Genomic DNA, 19,081 nt, shown 5'->3' with positions numbered 1-19,081 from the left:
AATGCACTGTACCGGAGAACGTCATGCGACACTGCCGTCACGGTACGCATGTTCCGTCTTTGTAGAGACTATTACTTCCGCAACTGAGAATGTTATTCTCGCTCCCATCGCACCCCGGCGGCAAGGAGCACGTCTTGTACATCCGTTACGAAGTCGCGGACCGCATCGCCACCATCACCCTGGACCGGCCCGAGGTGGCCAATGCCCAGAACGGTGAGCTGCTGGACGAACTCGACGCCGCGTGGACCCGCGCCGCCGAGGACGCGGAGGTCGCGGTGATCGTGCTGCGGGCGGAGGGCAAACATTTCTCCTCCGGGCACGACCTCAAGGCAGGCAAGGGCTGGACGGACAAGATCACGCTGGAGCAGATCTACGGCTCCGAGTCGCAGCGGTACCTCGGGTACTCGCTGCGCTGGCGCAACGTGCCCAAACCGTCCATCGCCGCGGTGCAGGGCCGGTGTATCGCCGGTGGCCTGCTGCTGTGCTGGCCCTGCGACCTGATCGTGGCCGCCGAGGACGCGCTGTTCTCCGATCCCGTGGTGATGATGGGGATCGGTGGCGTCGAATACCACGGCCACACCTGGGAGCTCGGCGCCCGCAAGGCGAAGGAGATCCTGTTCACCGGCCGCCCGGTCACCGCCGAGGAGGCGCGCCAGGTCGGCATGGTGAACACCGTGGTGCCGCGGGACGAGCTCGACTCGCACACCAGGGAACTGGCCGCGCACATCGCGACCATGCCCGCCTTCGGCCTGCGCCAGGCCAAGCGGGCCGTCAACCAGACGCTGGACGTACAGGGCTTCTACGCGGCCATCCAGTCGGTGTTCGACTCCCATCAGACCGGGCACGGGAACGCGTTGAGCGTCAACGGTTTCCCGGTTCTGGTTCATCTGGACGACATGAAGGCCAAGATGCAGTAGGGCCGGAAGCCGTCCGATCCCTCCCCCCTGAAACGAGGAAGTTTCATGCGCGATTCTCTCTTCCGCAAGGCGACAGCCTGTCTCGGTCTCGCGGTCGTCGCGTCCGCCGTCCTGGTCGGTTGCGGCTCGGACGACGAGTCCGACACCGCCAGCAGCACCAAGGCCGCCGCCACCACGACCGCCGCGCCCGCCACCGCCGACGCGGCCACCACGCAGGCGATCACCCAGGCCTACATCACCTTCTTCGACGCCACGCAGCCCGCCGACAAGCGGGCCGCGCAGGTGCAGAGCGGTGACGCCTTCCTGCCGATCCTGCAGGCGCAGGCGAGCAACCCGCAGGGGCAGGGCACCTCGGTCTCGGTCGGCGCGATCAAGCTGGTCGACGCGAGCAATGCCGATGTCGGGTACTCGCTGCTGATCAACGGCGCGCCGGTGCTGCCGGACCAGACGGGTCAGGCGGTGAAGGAGGGCGGCACCTGGAAGGTCGCCTCGGCCACCTTCTGCGCGCTGATCGCCATCCAGGGCGGTACCTCGCCCGCCTGCTGAGCCGTCGGGTTCGCCGATCGCCCGGTGCCGGATATCGTTCCGGTGCCGGGCGTTCCGGTGTCAGCTGCAGGGCGGCGATCCAGCCGGGTGGGCTACTCCGGTGTCCGGAACCCGCCGATCTGCTGCTCGAGGAGTTCGGCCAGCCGTAATGGGGTGCGGTCCTCGAACATCGGGCCGAGGAGCTGCACTCCCACCGGCAGCCCCTCGGGGGACCGGCCCGCGGGGACGGCGGTGGCGGGCAGGCCGGGCATGCCGGCGACACCGGCCCAGAGGAGCTGATCGAAGTATGGGTGCGCGGAGCCGTCGATGTCGACGCGCCTGGTCTCCAGATCGCCGGTGTGGTCGTGCGGGAAGGCGGGGGTGGGCGTGATCGGGCACACGACGGCATCGAACTCTCCGAAAAGCCGCCGCCAGCCGTGGCGGTGGAGTTCGCGGCGGTTGTTCGCCTCGACCCAGTCGCGATGGCTGAGAGCCATGCCGCGCGCTCGTACCGCGTCGAGACCACGATCGCCGGGGTCGACGGCGGTGGCGCGGAGCTGTAGCTGTTCGTAGACGTCGGCGGGCGCGCCCGCGGTGGCGTTCGACAGCATCAGCAGCAGGTAGAGCGTCGCCGCTTCGGTCGGGTCGGGCAGCAGCGGGCTGTGTCGTTCGACGCGGGCGCCCCCGTCGGCGAGCGCTAGGGCGACCCGGTTCACGGCGGCCCGTACCGCCGAGCCGGTCGGGATGAGGGGATGGTCCTCGACGATCAGGACCCGGAAGTCCGGCAGCCGCTCGTGCCGCGCGGGCGGCAGGGTGAGGTCGTAGGCGAGGCCGTGGGTGAGCGGGTCCGGTCCGGCCATCACGTCGAGCAGCAGCGTGAGGTCGGCGGCGGTGCGCGCCATCGGGCCAGCGACGGCGATGTCGAGGTCGGTCGGGAGCGCCGGTGCGGGCGGGGCCGCCATACCGCGGGTCGGTACCAGCCCGAGTGTCGGCTTGTGCGCGTAGACGCCACAGAAATGCGCGGGGGTGCGCAGCGAACCGGCGAGGTCGGAGCCGATGGACAGCGCGCCGAAACCGGCCGCCAGGGCCGCGGCCGAACCGCCGGAGGAGCCACCCGGGGTGCGATCGTGATCCCACGGATTGCGGGTGGTGCCGTAGAGGTCGTTGAAGGTCTGGATATCGCGCAGCATGAACGGCACATTGGTCTTGCCGAGGATCACCGCGCCCGCCGTTTTCAACCGCGACACCTGCACCGCGTCCTGGGCAGGCACGTGATCCCGGTACGCCGGCATGCCCCAGGTCGTGGGCAGGCCGGCGATATCGTAGGACTCCTTGACCGTGACCGGGATACCGAGCAGCGGCCGCTCCGCGCCGCGTGCTCGCGCCTGGTCGGCGCGGTGCGCCGCGGTCCGCGCGCGGTCGAAATCCGGGGCGCAGATCGCGTTGATCGCCCGGTCGTCGCGTTCGATTCGGGCGATCGCGTCCTCGGTGAGCTCCACCGAGGTCACCTCGCCGGCCCGCATGGCCGCTGAGAGCTCTCCCGCCGAGCACAGATTCCACTCCATGGATCCGACGCTATCGGCCCGCCGCCGAGGGCACGAAATGCTCTTTCGCACAAGCGGTTACCGATGTCGAGAACGTCTCGGCACGGCCGCTCGCGAGCGCGACCGTGGACGTGCTGGTCCGGGTCAGAGCTGGGCGAGCCTGGGGGCCGCGCCCGCGCTCCGGATGTAGGCGCCTGCCTCGCGGGTGAGTTCCCGCGTGCTGCCGAGCAATCCGTCGAGGACCAGGGTGCGGCGGATGTGGGACTGCAGGGCGTGCTCGGCGGTGAAGCCGATGCCGCCGAGCACCTGCTGGCAGTGTTTCGCCGCGGTGAGCCCGGCCTGTCCCGCCGCGGCCTTCGCCAGCAGGGCGGCGTGTACCGCGGCCTCGGCCGGATCGAGGCCGTGCGTGGCGGGGGCGTCGTCCGTATTCCGCGCGGCGTCGGCTGTCTCGTCGGCGATGAGCAGCGCGGCTTCGGCGCCGTCCAGGGCGACCAGGGTTTCGGCGAGGCGGTGCCGGACCGCCTGGAACGAGGCGAGCGGGCGGCCGAACTGGGTGCGCTCCAGGACGTGGGTGCGGGCCAGGGTGAGCATGGCGTGGCCGGTGCCGAGGAGCCACCAGCCGAGGGCTCGGCGGCCCTCGGCGAGGGCATGGGCCGGGAGCGTCGTCCCCGCCGCGGCGGCGCGCAGGGGTAGTGCCTCGTCCACCGAGCCGGGCTCGGACGCGCCGCTTTCGCTCGCGCCGGTGCTGTCTGCGTCCGAGCTGATTGCGTCCGAGCCGATTGCGTCCGAGCCGGTTCCGTTGACGCCGGCGCCGCTTCCGCCCGAGCCGTCTGCGCCCGCGCCGGCACTGCCTGAGCCGGTGCTACCCGAGCCGGGCTCGGACGCATCGGCTCCGCCCGCTGGGAGCGGGTCGCCCCACTCCACCCACCGCCCGCCCGCGAAGGGCAGCGCCGAGGGGGTGGCGCCCGCGTGCCGGAGCACGTCGAGCAGGAACGGGCCGTGCGCGCCGGTCTCGCCGAGCAACCGGAAGACGAGCGGCACGGCGAGTTCCGGTGCGTCGTCGAGCAACTGCGGCCACCCGAGCTCACCGAGCGCGTCGACCAGCTCCGGCCCGGAGGCGCGGGACATGGTGCGCCGCAGGGCGTCGGTGAGCATCGCCAGTTCGGCGGGGTCCAGACCCACGCTCACTCCTTTCCGAGGTCGAGCAGGCGGCGCGCGATGATGTTGCGCTGGATCTCGGCGGTCCCGCCGTAGATCGTCGCCGCCCTGGAGTACAGGAACTCGGTGCGCCACACCCCGTCGTCCAGCTCGACCGCGCCGGGCAGCAGCTCCCGGGCGGTGTCGAAGAGCCGCTGTTCGGCGGTGGCGAGCAGCACCTTGTCGATCGAGGTCTCCGGGCCGAGCCGCGCGCCGTCGGCGAGCCTGCGCTGGGTGCCGCGGGAGCGGCAGCGGACCTGGTGCAGCGCCAGGTAGGCGGCGCCGAGCGCGGCGTCGTCGGGCTGCGCGGTCTGCTCGAGCACGTGGTCGAGGCGGGTGAAGAGGTAGGCGATGCGGTGCCAGAAGCAGGTGGAGCGCTCGTGCGGGAGCAGGTCCATGGCGACCCGCCAGCCGTCGCCGGGGTTGCCGAGCATGCGGTCGGCGGGGACCCGGACGTCGTCGAAGAACACCTCGGCGAACTCGTCGACGCCGTGCATGGTGCGCAGCGGCCGGACGGTGATGCCGGGGGAGTCCATGTCCACGAAGAACGCGGTGATCCCGTCGTGGCCCGGTCCGGTGCGGGTGAGCAGCACGCAGCGCGCCGCGTACTGCGCCAGGCTGGTCCAGACCTTCTGCCCGGAGATCACCCAGTGGTCGCCGTCCTGGACGGCCTTGGTGCTCAGCGAGGCCAGGTCGCTGCCGGAGCCGGGCTCGGAGAAGCCCTGGCACCACTGCTCGCGGCCGGAGAGCAGCAGCGGCACCATCTCGGCGGCCAGCTCGGGGCGGGCGTAGGAGATCATGGTCGGCGCCAGCACCTCGATCATGGACCAGATGCCCGGCTCGGCCAGGTCGCGGGAGGCGATCTCCTCGCCGAGCACGGCGCGCAGCGCGGCGGGGCCGCCGAGCCCGCCCACCTCGGCGGGCCAGCCGTAGCGGATCCAGTCCGCGTCGAAGAGCGCGGCCCTGACCCGCAGCAGCTGCGCGACCTGCCCGTCCAGCGAATGGTCCGGCCCTGGGGTGAGGTCATTGGCCGCCAGCCAGGCCCGCAGCCGGGTCCGGAATTCGGCGACGTTCATCCCTTGGAGCGCTCGAAGGCGTGCGGGATCCCGGAGTCGTGATCCCCGCTGCGCCGGATGAAGGTCATCCGCCGGGTCTTGATCCGCCACCCGTCGGCGGTGCGCACCAGCGCGTCGGTGTAGTAGCCGATGCGCATGTCGTGCGTGCTCTGGTCGATGAAGCAGAGCGGCTGGGTGCCCGCCGCGGTGTCGCCGTCGATCTCCAGCACCGGCAGCCCGGTGAGGAAGAGCCCCTTGGGCGCCGCCGCGACCAGGTCGGGGAAGAGGTCGAGGGTGTAGGTGTCGCCGAAGGCGCTGTAGCTGCCGTCCGGGGTGAAGACCGCGAGCAGCCCCTCGATGTCACCCTTGGTGATGGTCACCGCGTAGCGGGCCAGCGTCTGCTGGATCTCCAGCAGGTCGTCACTTCTGGACATGGATCTTTCCGCCCTTCATCACGAAACGCACGTCCCTGGTGTGCGTGATGTCCTCGATCGGGTCGCCGGGGATGCCGATCACGTCGGCCAGCAACCCCTCGGCGAGCCGCCCGCGATCCTCGACGCCGATCAGCTCGGCGCCGCGCACGGTGGCGGCGCGCAGCACGTCCACCGCGGGCAGCCCGCGATCCACCAGCGCCACCAGCTCGTCGGCATTGCGGCCGTGCGGGATCGCCGGCGCGTCGGTGCCGACGGCGATCTTCACCCCGGCCTTGTACGCGGCCAGCACCGAGGTGCGGGCCTTGGGGAACATGAGCGCGGCCTTGGCCTGCAGCTCCGGCTCGGCCTTGGAGATGTCCATGGCGTCGGCGAGCCGGGTGGTCGGCACCAGCCAGGTGCCGTGCTCCACCATGAGGTCGATGGCCTCGTCGTCGATGAGGAAGCCGTGCTCGATGCAGTCGATGCCCGCCGCGACGGCGTGCTTCACCGCGTCCGCGCCGTGCGTGTGCGCCGCCACCTTCAGGCCGCGCCGGTGCGCCTCGTCGACGATGGCGCGCAGCTCCTCGTCCGAGTAGTGCTGCGCGCCCGGCGCCCCGGTGAGCGACATGACCCCGCCGGAGACGCAGATCTTGATCAGCTGCGCGCCGTGCTTGATCTGGTAGCGCACCGCCTTGCGCACCTCGTCCACGCCGTTCGCGAGCCCCTCCTCGACGGTCAGCTTGAGCACGTCGGGGGCGAAGGCGGCGAACATGGTGGGGTCCAGGTGCCCGCCGGTGGGGGTGATGGCGTGCCCGGCGGGCACGATCCGCGGCCCCTCGATCCAGCCCTGGTCGATGGCCTTGCCCAGCGCCACGTCGAGCAGGTAGCCACCGGTCTTGACGAAGAGCCCGAGGTTGCGCACGGTGGTGAACCCCGCGCGCAGGGTGCGCCTGGCATTGCCCACCGCGCGCAGCACGCGCAGCGCCGGGTCGTCCTTCACGCTGGAGGAGAGCCCGGTCTCGCCGCGCCCGCCCATCAGCAGGTTGACCTCCATGTCCAGCAGCCCGGGCAGCAGCACGAGATCGCCGAGATCGACGACCTCGCCGGTCACCGGGCCGCCGACCCCGACGATCCGCTCGCCCTCGACGCGCAGGATGCCGGGCCGGACGATCTCGCCGGAGTCGACATCGAGCAGCCCGGCCGCCTTCAGCGTCAGCACCGTCATCGGCGGCACCTTCCTTTCCTGCAAGGAGAATTACGTTCTCAAAAGTCAACTAGTAGATTTCCACGCAGGCGGGGCCCTGTCAACGCCGGGTCGCGGTCCGGCCGCGCGGGGCCGGCGGATGCATGATGCATAGTGTCACTCTCGCAAAATCAGATATTGATTATCCAATTCTGAGAAGATAGTTTCCGTTGCAGTGCAGCGGCAGAGGAGGACCACGGTGAAACCGCAGCGAACAGTCGTCGCCCTGATGGCGATCGCGCTCCTGATAGCGGGGTGCGGTCGCGAGGGCGGCTCCCGCGAGGAGACCCCGGCCGGTGGCGGCAACGCCCCCGCGGCCTCCGGTGATTTCGGCTCCCTGACCGATGTCTGCAAGTCCGGCGACCCCAAGAGCTCGTCGGCGCAGGGCGTCACCGACGACGAGATCGAGATCGGCGTCTTCTCGGATATCGGCTTCACCAAGAACCCCGACTTCGTCGACGCCGCCAAGGTCTTCACCTCGTGGTGCAATGCCGCGGGCGGCATCAACGGCCGCAAGATCAGCACCAACCTGCGCGACGCCAAGCTCATGGAGGTGCGCCAGCGCATGCTGGAGGCCTGTCGCGAGGACTTCTTCCTGGTCGGCGGCAGCGCCGCGCTGGACGGGCTCGGCGTGAAGGACCGGCTGAACTGCCTGCTGCCGGAGTTCCCCGCGCAGGTCACCCAGACCGCGAACACCGGCTCCGACCTGCAGCTGAACGCGGGCACCACGATGTCGGAGAACGTGAACCCCTACACCGGCTTCCAGGATTGGCTGATCAACACCGCCTACCCGGACTCCAAGGGCGCGATCGGCATGATCAACGGCGACAACCCGATCACCAAGGTGATGGGCGACAAGCTCACCGAGTCGCTGACGGCGGCGGGCGGGAAGATCACCTACAGCGATCTGTACCCGATCTCCGGCGTGCCGGACTGGACGCCCTACGCGCAGGCGATCAAGGCCGCGAACGTCAAGGGCCTCATCTTCCTGGGCGAGTTCCGCTACCTGGCGAAGCTGGAGGAGGTGCTGACCGGCATGAACTACAAGCTGGACTGGATCGACGCGAACTCCAACTCGTACAACGAGATCTTCCTGGATGCCGCGAAGACCTCGCTCGGCTACCAGAACAACGTGGCCGACCTGACCGACACCGCGCCGCTGTCGGCGGCCGACAAGCTCCCCGCGGTCCAGCAGCTGAAGGACCTGTACGAGCAGTACGCGCCGGACGCCGACATCACCTTCCAGGGGCTCAAGTCCTTCGGGGCCTGGCTGCTCTTCGCCAAGTCGGCCACCGCCTGCGGTGACGACCTGACCCGCGCCTGCGTCTACAACACCGCGGCCAAGGAGACCAAGTGGACCGGCGGCGGGCTGCAGGCCCCGGTCGATCTCTCCAAGCCCTTCGTGGATCAGAAGCGCTGCTTCAACGTGCAGCAGGCGACCCCGGAGGGGTGGAAGGCCGCGGACTTCAAGCCGAATACCGACGGCGTCTTCAACTGCGGCTTCACGCCGTACAAGTACACCGCCGACTTCGGCAAGCCGCTGACCCTCGCCGACGTCGGCAAGAGCCTCGCCGATCTGAAGTGATGCCCTGATGGAGCAGTTCCTCGCGTTCGGCATCGTCGGTCTGAGCACCGCGGCGATCTATGCCGTGATCGGCAGCGGTCTGGTGCTCACCTACACCACGACCGGCGTGTTCAACTTCGCGCACGGCGCGGCCGGCATGGTCTCGGCGTTCGTGTACTGGCAGCTCTCGGTGGGCTGGGGCTGGCCGGTGCCGCTGGCCCTCGCCGCCGTGCTGCTGGTCTTCGCACCCGGGTTCGGGCTGCTCTTCGGCAAGGCGCTGGCGCCGACCCAGGGGCTCGGCGACGCCGAGAAGCTGGTGATGACGATCGCGCTGCTGAGCGGGCTCATCGTGCTGGCCCGCTGGATCTGGAATCCGAACGAATCCCGCTCGCTACCGCGGTTCTTCGCGGACCAGCCCTCCATCGACCTCGGGGTGGTGACGCTCACCTGGCACCAGGCGCTCACCATGGTCGTCGCGGTGGCGGTCGCGGTCGGGCTGCGGATCCTGCTGACCCGCACCAGGACCGGCACCGAGATGCGGGCCACCGTCGACGACCGCGCGCTGGTCGGGCTGACCGGCGCCGACCCGCGCCGGGCCAATCGGATCGCCTGGATCCTCGGCATCGAGCTGGCCGCCATCGGCGGCATCCTGATCGCGCCGACGGTCACGCTGGACGCCGCGCAGCTCTCGCTGCTCATCGTCTCCGCCTACACCGCCGCCATCTTCGGGCGGCTGCGCAACCTGCCGATGGTGTTCCTCGGCGCGGTGGTGGTCGGGCTGCTGGAGAGCTACCTGACCGGCTACCTGCCGCAGAACGAGTACCTGCCCGGGCTCCGGCTGGCGGCGCCCGCGCTGCTGCTCTTCCTGGCGCTGCTGGTGTTCCCGCACGGGCGGCTGCGCGGCCGGGACCGCAAGCTCGGCGCGGTGCCGCTGCCAACGCTCGGCGGCTCGGCCGCCTTCGCCGCGGCGGTGGTGGTGCTCGGGCTCATGCTGGCCAGCATGCTGAGCGAACCGGACATGATCACCTACGGCGCCATGTTCGCCTGGGGCATGATCGCGCTCTCCTACGTGCCGCTGCTCGGCTTCGCCGGACAGATCTCGCTCTGCCAGCTCAGCCTGGCCGGGATCGGCGCGGTGGCCTACGGGCACCTCGGGCCGGACGGCCAGTGGTGGGCGCTGCTCGCCGCGATGGGCATCGCCGGCGTGGTCGGGGCGGTGATCGCGATCCCGGCGCTGCGGCTCTCCGGCGTCTACATGGCGCTGGCCACCGCCGCCTTCGCGGTGATCCTGGACCGCTGGATCTTCACGCTGCCCTCGTTCGAGCTGTTCGGGATCGAGATCTCGCTGTTCGACCAGGGGTCGGTCTCCGTCGTCGGGCCGGATCTGTTCGGGCTGAAGGTCGAGACCACCGCGGGGATCACGGTCTTCGCCGCGGTCTGCCTCGCGGTCGTCGGCGTCGGGATCGCGCTGCTGCGGCGCAGCAAATTCGGCCGCAGGCTGATCGCGCTGCGCGACAGCGAGGCCGCCTACGCCACGCTCGGCGGCAACCTGCTGGTGGCCCGGGTGCTGGTCTTCGCGCTCTCGGCGGCCATCGCCGGGCTCGGCGGCGCGCTCTACGGCATGCAGATCAGCGCGGTGGCGCCGGAGCAGTTCAACCTGGTGGCGGGGTTGCCGATCTTCCTGATCGTCACCATCGCCGGGCTCGGCGCGGTGGGCGCGGGGCTCTTCACCGGCCTGGTCTTCGCCGGGCCGCTGAACGTCATCCCGGTGCTCTGGCCGGGGCTGCTCAACCTCTCGCAGGTGCTGCCCTCGCTCGGCGGCATCCTCTTCGGCGGCGGCGCGCTCAAGGAGGGCGCGATCGCCCCGATGCGGCGCCAGTGGTTCCCGATGCTGCGCGACCCGCTGGTCTCCCCGGTGCTGATCGCGGTGATCCTCGGGCTGTGGGGGCTGCGGCTGCTGGAGACCATCGACGGCTGGGAGTTCACCGGCGGCGTGCTGCTCGCGCTGATCGCCGCCCGGGTCTGGCACGGCTCGCGGACCGCGCCCGCCCCGGACCCGGCCGTTGTCCCGGTCGAGTGGTGGGGCGTGAAACGGCCGTTCACCAGCGAGGACGAGGAGGTGCTCGACCGTGCCGTCACTACTGGAAGTTGACGATGTGACCGTCGTGTTCGGCGGCAACCGGGCGCTGGACGGCGCCGGGCTGCGCGCCGAGCGCGGCGCCGTCACCGGGCTGATCGGCCCGAACGGCGCGGGCAAGAGCACGTTGTTCGACGTGATCTGCGGCCTGCGCAACCCGACCACCGGCAGCGTCGCCATCGGCGGCAAGAATGTCACCAAGCTCGGTCCGGCCCGCCGCGCACGACACGGGCTGGCCCGCACCTTCCAGCGGCTGGAGCTCTTCGGCCGGCTGAGCGTGCGGGACAACCTGCTGGTCGCGGCGGAGCTCGGCCCGGCCAAGCGCAAGGCGGCGCAGGTCGTCACCGAGATCATCGAGCGGCTGGCGCTGCACCACGTCGCCGACCACTCGGCCGACGAGCTGCCCACCGGCACCGCCCGGCTGGTCGAGGTCGGGCGGGCCATCGCGGCCCGGCCGCAGCTGATCCTGCTGGACGAGCCCGCCGCCGGCCAGGACCACACCGAGACCGACCGCTTCGCCGGGCTGCTCCGCTCGCTCGCCGACGACGGCACCGCGGTGCTGCTGGTCGAGCACGACATGGGGCTGGTCATGAATGTCTGCGACGAGCTCTACGTGCTCGATCTCGGGAAGATCATCGCCTCCGGGCCGCCGTCGGTGGTCCGCTCGGACGCCTCCGTGCTCGCCGCGTACCTGGGGGAAGTATGACCACCGGATTCACCGCGGCGGCGGTGTCGCGCAACGGCTCCGGCCCCGCCCCGCTGCTCGCGCTGGACGGCGTCAAGGCCGCCTACGACGCCATCACCGTGCTGCACGGCGTCGACCTCGAGGTCAAGGCCGGACAGGTGGTGGCGCTGCTCGGGCCGAACGGCGCGGGCAAGACCACCGCGCTCAGCGTCATCTCCGGCACGCACCCGGCGGCCGCGGGCCGGCTGCTGCTCGGCGGCCGCGACGTCACCGGCGCCAACCCGCGCGACCTGGCCAGGGCGGGCGTCTGCCTGATCCCGGAGGGGCGCGGCGTCTTCCCCAACCTCACCGTGCGCGACAACCTGCTCATGATGACCTTCACCGGCCGCCCGCGCGCCGAGATCGAGGAGATCGCGTTCCGCCGCTTCCCGATCCTGGGCCAGCGCGCGAATCAGCTGGCGGGCACCATGTCCGGCGGCGAGCAGCAGATGCTGGCGCTGGCCCGCGGGCTGGTCACCGACCCGGCGGTGCTGCTGCTGGACGAGCTCTCCATGGGGCTGGCGCCGCTGGTGGTCGGGCGGCTCTACGAGGAGGTCGCCGAGATCGCGCGGCAGGGCGTCGCGGTGCTGGTGGTCGAGCAGTTCGCCGCCGCCGTGCTCGACCTCGCCGACCACGCCGCCGTGCTCGTCCGCGGCCGCGTGGTGCGCCAGGGCCACCCGGACGACGGAATCCGCAACGAATTGGCCGCCCTCTACCTAGGAAGTCACACCCCATGACCGAAACCCGCGCCGACCGTTTCGTCCGCGAACTGCAGGAACTCAAGATCCCCGACCCGGCCGCGGGCCGCAGCGGCCTCTGGCTGCGCACCGGCGTCGTGCTCCTGGCGCTCGGCCCGGTCGCGGCGGTGATCGCCTACTTCATCTCGCACGGCACCACCGACCCGCTGGTGCAGCGCGACGCCATCACGATCGGGCTCGCCGGCATCGCGGTCACCGTCGCCGGCTCCGCGCTCTTCCTGCGCTATTCCCTCACCAACTTCCTCCGCTTCTGGCTGGCCAGGCAGTCCTACGACCTGGACGCGCTCGGGCACCGGGTGGCGGGGGAGCAGCGCCTCGACGATGCGGCGCCGACGCCGGTGAACTCGGCGTCGCACTGACCCCGGTGCCGTCGGCACCAGGGCGACCCGCGCTCGTCCGCGCGCACCCGCCTCGGACTGGGGAGGCACAGTGGTGCCGCGCCGGATGGACGATCGCCGGTCGGAAGCCGCCGGTGCGGGAGGTTGGATCGGCCTCCCGCACCGGCGTGCCCCGGCCCGCACGATGCGAGAACTGGAGGTGCGACAGTGTCCGAAGGCATGAACTTCGACCTGTCCGAGGATCAGGAACTGATCCGGTCGTCGGTGGCCGAGCTGTGCCGCAAATTCGACGACCAGTACTGGATGGAGAAGGACCGGGCGCACGAGTTCCCGGCGGAATTCTACGAGGCGGTCGCGAGCGGCGGCTGGCTCGGGATCACCATCCCGGAGGCGTACGGCGGCCACGGCCTCGGCATCACCGAGGCGACGCTGCTGGCCGAGGAGGTCTCGCGCTCCGGCGGCGGCATGAACGCCGCGAGCTCGATCCACATGTCGATCTTCGGCATGCACCCGGTGGTGGTGCACGGCTCCGAGGAGCTCAAGCAGCGCACGCTGCCCCGGGTCGCCGCCGGTGACCTGCACGTCTGCTTCGGCGTGACCGAACCCGGCGCCGGGCTGGACACGCCGCGGATCACCACCTCGGCCAAGCGCGACGGCGACCACTACGTGATCAACGGCCGCAAGGTGTGGATCTCCAAGGCACTGGAGTCGGAGAAGATCCTGCTGCTCACCCGCACCACGCCGTACAGCGAGGTGAGCAAGAAGACCGACGGCATGACGCTGTTCCTCACCGACCTCAACCGCGACCACGTCGACATCCGGCCGATCGCCAAGATGGGCCGCAACGCCGTGAGCTCCAACGAGGTCTTCATCGACGACCTGCGGGTGCCGGTGGCGGACCGGGTCGGCGAGGAGGGGCAGGGCTTCAAGTACCTGCTCGACGGGCTGAACCCGGAGCGCATGCTGATCGCCGCCGAGGCGCTCGGGCTGGGCCGGGTCTCGCTGGACCGGGCCGCGCGGTACGCGAAGGAGCGGGTGGTCTTCGACCGGCCGATCGGGCAGAACCAGGGCATCCAGTTCCCGCTCGCCGACTCGCTGGCGCACCTGGACGCCGCCGAGCTCATGCTGCGCAAGGCCACCTGGCGCTACGACAACGGCAAACCCTGTGGCCGCGAGGCCAATACGGCCAAATACCTGTGCGCGGACGCCGGCTTCACCGCGGCCGACCGCGCGCTGCAGACGCACGGCGGCATGGGGTACTCGGAGGAGTACCACGTCTCCCGCTACTTCCGGGAGGCGCGCGTCATGCGGATCGCCCCCGTGAGCCAAGAAATGATCTTGAACTACCTGGGCACGCACGGCCTGGGACTACCGAGGAGCTACTGATGGCGCCGCGCAACCTGTTCGACCTCACCGGCCGCTCGGCCCTGGTGACCGGCGCGGCCGGCGGCATCGGCTCGGCGGTGGCCGAGGCGCTGGCCGCCGCCGGCGCCGCGGTGCTCGTCACCGACCTGGACGGCGCCGCGGCCACCGCGGTCGCGGAGAAGATCACCGGAAACGGCGGCACGGCGGCGGGTTTCGCGCTGAACGTCACCGACCGGGACGCCGCGGGCGAGGCAGGCGAGCGCGCGGCCGCGCTGACCGGCGGCACGCTGCACATCGTGGTGAACAATGCCGGGGTCACCGCGCCCGCCATGTTCAAGGACACCACCGCCGACTCGGTGCGGCAGCTCTTCGAGATCCACGCGCTCGGCACGGTGAACGTCACCCAGGGGGCGCTGCCCTTCCTGGCCACCGACGGCACCGGGCGGGTCATCAACGTGACCTCGGCGGCCGGGCTGGTCGGCACGCTCGGGCAGGTGAACTACTCGGCGGCCAAGGCCGCCATCATCGGCATCACCAAGTCGCTGGCGAAGGAGTTCGCGCGCAAGCAGATCCTGGTGAACGCGCTGGCCCCGCTGGCCGCGACGCCGATGACCCAGACCATCCGCACCGACGACCGCTTCGCGCCGCAGATGCTGGACCGGATCCTGCTGCGCCGCTGGGCCGAGCCGGAGGAGGTGGCCGGCGCCTTCGTCTTCCTGGCCTCGGACGCCGCGTCGTTCATCACCGGGCAGGTGCTGCCGGTGGACGGCGGCACGGTGATCTGATGGGGCCGCTCGCGGGCGTCACCGTCGTCGCGCTGGAGCAGGCGGTCTCGGCGCCCATGTGCACCCGCACGCTGGCCGATTTCGGGGCGCGGGTGATCAAGGTGGAGAACCCGGCGGGCGGGGATTTCGCCCGGCACTACGACGATGTCGTGCTCGGGCAGGCCGCGCACTTCGTCTGGGTGAACCGGGGCAAGGAGTCGGTGGCGCTGGATCTCAAATCCGAGGCCGGGGTCGCCGTCCTGCACCGGCTGCTCGCCGGGGCCGATGTGCTGGTGTCGAATCTGGCGCCGGGTGCCGTCGGGCGGCTCGGGTTATCCTCGGCCGAGCTGGCGGAGCGGTATCCGGAGCTGATCTCGGTGGAGATCGACGGTTTCGGGGCCGGGGGGCCGCTCTCGCACAAGCGGGCGTACGACCTGCTCGTGCAGGCGGAGTCCGGGGTGTGCGCGGTGACCGGCACCGCCGACGCCCCCGCCAAACCCGGGCCGCCCATGGCCGACGTCACCACGGGGCTCTACGCCGCCCTGTCCATCCTCGCCGCGCTGTACGAACGGGACCGCGCGCGCCCGGCCGCGCCGAGCGGCGCGGCGAAGCGCGGGAACGGCGGTGCCGAAGGCACGAGCATCGCGGTGAGCCTCTTCGACACCATGGCCGAGATGATGGGGTATCACCTGACCTACGCCAGGCACTCCGGCATCGACCAGCTGCCGCTGGGCATGAGCTCGCCCGCCGTGGCCCCCTACGGCGCGTACCCGACCCGCGACGGCCGCACCGTCGTCCTCGGCACCACCAACGACCGCGAGTGGCAGCGGCTCGCCACCGCCATCCTGGACCGCCCCGACCTCGCCGCCGACGAGCGCTTCCGCACCAACCCCGGCCGCACCGGGCACCGCGCCGAACTCGACGAGGCGATCGCGGGTTGGTGCGCGCAGCACGATCTCGCCGAGATCCAGCGCATCGCCGACGCCGCCGGAATCGGCAACTCCCAGTACAACCGCCCCAGCGAGGTTTTGGACCATCCCCAGCTGGTCGAGCGGAACCGCTGGCGCGACATAGAGACTCCCGCAGGGTCCATCCCCTCCCTGCTGCCCCCGGCGATCCTCTCCGGCTACGACCCACCCATGAACCCGGTCCCGGGGCTGGGTGAGCACACCGCCGCGGTGCTGGCCGAGTTCGGCTACGCCGCCGAGGAGATCGCCACCCTCCGGGCGTCGTCCGTAATCGGCGGCGAAGCCCCAGCCGAGGCCATCTCATGAACACCCCGCCGCCCGATCCCGAGCCGAAAGGCGAGGGATCGGGCGAAAAAACCCAGGCCGCCGTGGCGGCCGGCCGCACATCCGGACGCGACGGCACCGTCCTGCTGACAGCCGACCACAACGGCGTCCGGACGCTGACCCTGAACCGCCCGCACCGCAGAAACGCCATCGACGCCGAACTCTGGCAGGCCCTGGCCGACGCCTTCCGCACGGTGGCGCAGGACAGGACCGTGCGCGCCCTGGTCCTCCAGGGCGCGGGCCCAGCCTTCTGCTCCGGCGCCGACATCTCGGTCCCGGACAACGCCCACCCCATCTACCGCATGCGCGCCCTCACCGACGTGGCAACGCTCCTGCACGAGCTCCCGCTCCCGACCATCGCCAAGGTCACCGGCCCGGCGATCGGCGCAGGCTGGAACCTGGCCCTCGGCTGCGACCTCGTAGTGGCCGCCGAATCGGCGACCTTCGCCCAGGTCTTCACCAAGCGCGGCCTCACCATGGACCTCGGCGGCTCCTGGCTACTTCCGAAACTGGCCGGAATGCAGCAGGCCAAACGCCTCACCCTGCTCGCCGAGACCATCGGCGCCGCCGAGGCGAAGGAGCTCGGCCTCGTCACCTGGGTCGTCCCGGACGACGAGATCGACCCGTTCACCGGCGATCTCGCGCAACGACTGGCCGAGGGCCCACCCGTGGCCCTCGCCCAGACCAAAGCCCTCCTGCACGAGGGCGCCGACAACACCCTGCGCCAGGCCCTCAGCGCCGAGGCCAGAGCCCAGGGCCTCAATTTCGCCACGGCGGACGCACCCGAGGCCTTCGCCGCGTTCGCCGAACGACGGGAGCCGCGATTCACCGGCCGGTGGACCATCCACCGCCCGCCGATCCGCCCCGAGAACGGGAGCTGAACATGCCCGAGGTAGTCATCGCCGGAGCGGTCCGCACCGCCGTCGGCAAACGCAACGGCGGCCTGTCCGAGGTGCACCCGGCCGACCTCTCCGCCGTGGTGCTGACCGCGCTCGCCGAGCGCACCGGGCTGGACCCGGCCCTGGTGGACGACGTGATCTGGGGCTGCGTCTCCCAGGTCGGCGACCAGTCCAGCAATATCGGCAGGTACTCGGTGCTGGCCGCGGGCTGGCCGGAGAGCATCCCCGGCACCACGGTGAACCGCGCCTGCGGCTCGTCGCAGCAGGCACTGGATTTCGCCGCGCAGGCGGTGCTCTCCGGCCAGCAGGACGTGGTGGTCGCGGGCGGCGTCGAGTCCATGAGCCGGGTGCCGCTCGGCGCCGCCAAGGCGGGCGGCGCGCCGTACGGGCCCCGAGCCCTGGCCCGCTATAACGGCTTCGAGTTCAACCAGGGCATCGGCGCCGAGCTGATCGCGGAGAAGTGGGGCTTCGACCGCACCCGGCTGGACGAGTTCTCCGTGCTCTCGCACGAGCGCGCCGCCGCCGCCCAGGACGCGGGCGCCTTCACCGACCAGATCGTCCCGGTCGACGCCGTCACCGCCGACGAGGGCATCCGCCGCGGCAGCACCGTCGAAAAGCTCGCCGGGCTGAAACCCGCCTTCCGCGAGGACGGCGTGATCCACGCCGGCAACTCCTCGCAGATCTCCGACGGCGCCGCCGCCCTGCTGCTCACCACCCCGGAGAAGGCCCGCGAACTCGGCCTGACCCCGCTGGCGAAGTACCGGGCGGGCGCGGTGGCGGGCTCGGACCCGGTGCTCATGCTCACCGGACCGATCCCGGCCACCGAGAAGGTGCTGCGCAAGACCGGGCTCGGCATCGGCGATATCGGCGTCTTCGAGGTGAACGAGGCCTTCGCCCCGGTCCCGCTGGCCTGGATCGCCGAAACCGGCGCGGACCCGGCCCTGGTCAACCCGCTCGGCGGCGCCATCGCGCTCGGCCACCCGCTCGGCGGCTCCGGCGCCGTGCTCATGACCCGCATGCTGCACCACATGCGGGACAACGGGATTCGCTACGGCCTGCAGACCATGTGCGAGGGCGGCGGCACCGCCAATGCCACCGTCGTCGAGCTGGTGGGCTGAGCCGTGCGCCGCGAACTCTTCACCCCCGACCACGATGCCTTCCGCGAGCTGGTCCGCACCTTCGTGGAGAAGCAGGTGGTGCCGAACTACGTCGGCTGGGAGAAGGACGGCAAGCTGCCGCGCGAGCTCTTCGCCGAGATGGGCGAGCTCGGCCTGCTCGGCATCGCGCTGCCCGAGGAGCACGGCGGGGCCGGGCTGCGCGACTACCGCTACAACGTGATCCTGCAGGAGGAGGCGTACCGGGCCCAGGTCACGCTCGGCACCGTCCGCACCCAGCTGGACGTCATCCTGCCGTACTTCCTGGAGTACGCCGACGCCGCCCAGCGGGCGCGCTGGTTCCCCGGGCTGGCGAACGGCACGCTGCTCACCGCCGTCGCCATGACCGAGCCCGGCACCGGCTCCGACCTGGCGGGCATGCGCACCAGCGCGGTCAGGGACGGCGACGACTACGTGCTGAACGGCGCCAAGACCTTCATCACCGGCGGGCTCCTCGCCGACCTGGTGGTCGTGGTCGCCCGCACCTCGACCGACCCGGAGAACCGCCGCGCCGGGCTCACCCTGCTCGTGGTGGAGGACGGCATGCCCGGCTTCGAGCGCGGCCGCATGCTGGAGAAGATGGGCTGCAAGGTGCAGGACACCATGGAGCTCTCCTTCACCGACGTCCGCGTCCCGGCCCGCAACCGGCTCGGCGAGGAGGGCGCCGCCTTCGGCTACCTCGGCCACAACCTGCCGCAGGAGCGGCTCACCGTCGCCGTGGGCTCGGTGGCGCAGGCGCGCGCCGCCATCGCCGCCACCATCGACTACACGAAGGAGCGCAAGGCCTTCGGCACCCCGGTCGCCTCGTTCCAGAACACCAAGTTCGAGCTGGCCGCCATGAGCGCCGAGGTCGAGGCGGCGCAGACCATGATCGACCGGGCCGTGCTCGACCTGGTCGACGGCGTGCTCTCCGGCGCCGACGCCGCCCGGGTCAAGCTCTTCTGCACCGAGACGCAGGCCAGGGTCGTCGACCGCTGCCTCCAGCTCTTCGGGGGGTACGGCTACATGATGGAGTATCCGATCGCCCGGCTCTACACCGATGCCAGGGTGGCGCGGATCTACGCCGGGACCAGCGAGGTCATGAAGATGATCGTCGCGCGCGACCTCGGGTTGAAGTAGCGCTCCGCGCTCCGCGACGGCCGGTCGGGCCTCTCCAGCGGGAGGGACCCCGATCGGCCCTTCGGCGTGTCCG

At 71.2% G+C, this 19,081-nt stretch carries 18 protein-coding genes; 13 read left to right on the top strand and 5 right to left on the bottom strand.

What is annotated here, in order from left to right; genetic code table 11:
• Positions 1–134: 134 nt before the first annotated feature.
• Together AB0H71_RS20195 and AB0H71_RS20190 are read left to right on the top strand one after the other, a co-directional pair.
• Complete coding sequence (locus tag AB0H71_RS20195) at positions 135–917, top strand: enoyl-CoA hydratase (RefSeq protein ID WP_357022826.1); 783 nt, start codon at positions 135–137, stop codon at positions 915–917.
• Positions 918–962: 45 nt separating this feature from the next.
• Positions 963–1,463, top strand: a complete 501-nt coding sequence (locus AB0H71_RS20190) for a hypothetical protein (RefSeq protein WP_357022824.1) — start codon at positions 963–965, stop codon at positions 1,461–1,463.
• 92 nt (positions 1,464–1,555) lie between these two features.
• Here AB0H71_RS20190 and AB0H71_RS20185 read toward each other — a convergent pair whose 3' ends face one another.
• From AB0H71_RS20185 to AB0H71_RS20165, 5 genes are all read right to left on the bottom strand, one after another.
• Entirely contained in the window at positions 1,556–3,007 is a 1,452-nt protein-coding gene (locus AB0H71_RS20185; protein ID WP_357022821.1) for an amidase, read from the bottom strand.
• A 123-nt stretch (positions 3,008–3,130) separates the two neighbouring features.
• Positions 3,131–4,168: an acyl-CoA dehydrogenase family protein gene (locus AB0H71_RS20180; RefSeq protein ID WP_357022818.1), complete on the bottom strand. Its 1,038-nt coding sequence runs from the start codon at positions 4,166–4,168 to the stop codon at positions 3,131–3,133.
• Positions 4,169–4,170: 2 nt separating this feature from the next.
• On the bottom strand, positions 4,171–5,259 hold the full coding sequence (locus AB0H71_RS20175; RefSeq protein ID WP_357022815.1) for an acyl-CoA dehydrogenase family protein: 1,089 nt from the start codon (positions 5,257–5,259) through the stop codon (positions 4,171–4,173).
• Positions 5,256–5,672, bottom strand: a complete 417-nt coding sequence (locus AB0H71_RS20170) for a nuclear transport factor 2 family protein (protein ID WP_067657639.1) — start codon at positions 5,670–5,672, stop codon at positions 5,256–5,258. The genes AB0H71_RS20175 and AB0H71_RS20170 overlap by 4 nt, the downstream gene beginning before the upstream one ends.
• Entirely contained in the window at positions 5,659–6,870 is a 1,212-nt protein-coding gene (locus AB0H71_RS20165) for an amidohydrolase family protein (RefSeq protein WP_357023301.1), read from the bottom strand. The genes AB0H71_RS20170 and AB0H71_RS20165 overlap by 14 nt, the downstream gene beginning before the upstream one ends.
• A 223-nt stretch (positions 6,871–7,093) precedes the next feature.
• Here AB0H71_RS20165 and AB0H71_RS20160 point away from each other — a divergent pair, with 223 nt between their 5' ends.
• From AB0H71_RS20160 to AB0H71_RS20110, 11 genes are all read left to right on the top strand, one after another.
• Positions 7,094–8,479 carry an ABC transporter substrate-binding protein gene (locus tag AB0H71_RS20160; protein WP_357022812.1) on the top strand — a complete coding sequence of 462 codons (1,386 nt, stop codon included), beginning with the start codon at positions 7,094–7,096 and terminating at the stop codon, positions 8,477–8,479.
• A gap of 7 nt (positions 8,480–8,486) precedes the next feature.
• Positions 8,487–10,610, top strand: a complete 2,124-nt coding sequence (locus tag AB0H71_RS20155; RefSeq protein ID WP_357022809.1) for an ABC transporter permease — start codon at positions 8,487–8,489, stop codon at positions 10,608–10,610.
• Positions 10,588–11,301 (top strand): ABC transporter ATP-binding protein, encoded by a 714-nt coding sequence (locus tag AB0H71_RS20150; protein WP_357022808.1) that lies wholly within the window; start codon positions 10,588–10,590, stop codon positions 11,299–11,301. Before AB0H71_RS20155 ends, AB0H71_RS20150 begins: the two co-directional genes overlap by 23 nt.
• A complete protein-coding gene (locus tag AB0H71_RS20145) occupies positions 11,298–12,056 on the top strand; it encodes an ABC transporter ATP-binding protein (RefSeq protein WP_357022805.1) in 759 nt (252 codons plus the stop codon). The genes AB0H71_RS20150 and AB0H71_RS20145 overlap by 4 nt, the downstream gene beginning before the upstream one ends.
• Positions 12,053–12,436, top strand: a complete 384-nt coding sequence (locus AB0H71_RS20140) for a hypothetical protein (protein ID WP_357022802.1) — start codon at positions 12,053–12,055, stop codon at positions 12,434–12,436. Before AB0H71_RS20145 ends, AB0H71_RS20140 begins: the two co-directional genes overlap by 4 nt.
• A gap of 198 nt (positions 12,437–12,634) precedes the next feature.
• Entirely contained in the window at positions 12,635–13,801 is a 1,167-nt protein-coding gene (locus AB0H71_RS20135) for an acyl-CoA dehydrogenase family protein (protein WP_357023298.1), read from the top strand.
• Positions 13,801–14,565: an SDR family NAD(P)-dependent oxidoreductase gene (locus AB0H71_RS20130; protein ID WP_357022799.1), complete on the top strand. Its 765-nt coding sequence runs from the start codon at positions 13,801–13,803 to the stop codon at positions 14,563–14,565. Before AB0H71_RS20135 ends, AB0H71_RS20130 begins: the two co-directional genes overlap by 1 nt.
• Positions 14,565–15,818 (top strand): CaiB/BaiF CoA-transferase family protein, encoded by a 1,254-nt coding sequence (locus AB0H71_RS20125; RefSeq protein ID WP_357022796.1) that lies wholly within the window; start codon positions 14,565–14,567, stop codon positions 15,816–15,818. Before AB0H71_RS20130 ends, AB0H71_RS20125 begins: the two co-directional genes overlap by 1 nt.
• Entirely contained in the window at positions 15,815–16,717 is a 903-nt protein-coding gene (locus tag AB0H71_RS20120; protein ID WP_357022794.1) for an enoyl-CoA hydratase-related protein, read from the top strand. The genes AB0H71_RS20125 and AB0H71_RS20120 overlap by 4 nt, the downstream gene beginning before the upstream one ends.
• Before the next feature lie 2 nt (positions 16,718–16,719).
• Positions 16,720–17,853, top strand: coding sequence for an acetyl-CoA C-acyltransferase (locus AB0H71_RS20115; protein ID WP_357022792.1), 1,134 nt, complete (start codon positions 16,720–16,722; stop codon positions 17,851–17,853).
• Positions 17,854–17,856: 3 nt separating this feature from the next.
• Positions 17,857–19,008, top strand: a complete 1,152-nt coding sequence (locus tag AB0H71_RS20110) for an acyl-CoA dehydrogenase family protein (RefSeq protein ID WP_357022789.1) — start codon at positions 17,857–17,859, stop codon at positions 19,006–19,008.
• The last annotated feature ends 73 nt before the right edge of the window (positions 19,009–19,081 follow it).

The sequence above is a fragment of the Nocardia sp. NPDC050697 genome, assembly GCF_040654395.1.
Lineage (GTDB): Bacteria > Actinomycetota > Actinomycetes > Mycobacteriales > Mycobacteriaceae > Nocardia.
Note: the sequence above shows the minus strand (reverse complement) of the source record. Positions and strands in the feature narration are given on the sequence as shown.